We start from the raw sequence: 1,330 nt of genomic DNA, 5'->3' as shown, positions 1-1,330 counted from the left end.
CCGGCTGGTATCTATGCGGCCGACGCGCTGATGAAATCCGATGCCCCCGCCGGGTTCGACGGGGTGAGCATCGATCTCTACGAGCGCATGCCCGCCCCCTTCGGCCTGATCCGCTACGGCGTCGCGCCCGACCACCCGCGGATCAAGGGCATCATCACCGCCCTGCACAAGGTCCTCGACAAACCCCAGGTCCGCCTGCTGGGCAATATCGACTACGGCGTCGACATCACCCTCGACGACCTGCGCGGCTTCTACGACGCGGTCATCTTCTCCACCGGCGCCAACGCCGACCGCGCCCTCGACATCCCCGGCATCGACCTCGACGGCTCCTACGGCGCCGCGGACTTCGTCTCCTGGTACGACGGGCACCCCGACGTACCCCGCACCTGGCCCCTGGACGCGCAGAAGGTCGCCGTGCTCGGCGTCGGCAATGTCGCCCTCGACGTCGCCCGCGTGCTGGCCAAGACCGGCGACGAACTGCTGCCCACCGAGATCCCGCCGAACGTCTACGAAGGCTTGAAGGGCAACCAGGCCCTCGAGGTGCACGTGTTCGGTCGCCGCGGCCCCGCCCAGGCCAAGTTCACCCCCCTGGAACTGCGCGAACTCGACCATTCGCCGACCATCGAGGTCATCGTCGACCCCTCCGACATCGACTACGACGAGGGCTCCGAGGCCGCGCGACGGCATTCCAAGCAGGTCGACATGATCTGCAACACCCTCGAGCAGTGGGCCATCCGCGACGTCGGTGACCGCCCGCACAAGCTGTTCCTGCACTTCTTCGAGTCCCCCGCCGAGATCCTCGGCGAGGACGGCAAGGTCGTCGGGTTGCGCACCGAACGCACCCAGCTCGACGGCACCGGCAACTGCAAGGGCACCGGCGAGTACAAGGACTGGGACATCCAGGCCGTATACCGGGCCGTCGGCTACCTGTCGCAGAACATTCCGCAGCTGCCCTTCGACGACCAGGCCGGGACCGTGCCCAACGAGGCCGGGCGCGTGCTCGTCGACGAGGACGCCGACGGCGCGGCCCGCTACCTGCCGCAAACCTATGTGACCGGGTGGATCAAGCGCGGCCCGGTCGGGCTCATCGGCCACACCAAGGGCGACGCCAACGAAACCATCGCCTGCCTGCTCGACGACGCCAAAGACTTCACCCCCGCCGCCAATCCCGACCCCGAGGCCGTGACCGCGTTCCTCGAGGACAAGGGCATCCCGTTCACCACCTGGGCCGGCTGGTACCGCCTCGACGCCCACGAACGCGCCCTGGGCGAACCCGAAGGCCGCGAACGGGTCAAGGTCGTCGAACGCGAAGACATGCTGCGCGCCAGCG

The 1,330-nt window shown here is 68.5% G+C and carries 1 protein-coding gene; it reads left to right on the top strand.

All coding sequences use genetic code 11. The annotated features are described in order from the left end of the window. Positions 1 to 1,330 (top strand): pyridine nucleotide-disulfide oxidoreductase (locus QJS31_RS37230; RefSeq protein WP_306359026.1); only part of this gene is annotated, 1,330 nt, incomplete at both ends.

The organism is Nocardia sp. CC213A (assembly GCF_030766805.1).
Classification (GTDB): Bacteria; Actinomycetota; Actinomycetes; order Mycobacteriales; family Mycobacteriaceae; genus Nocardia; species Nocardia otitidiscaviarum.
Note: the sequence above shows the minus strand (reverse complement) of the source record. Positions and strands in the feature narration are given on the sequence as shown.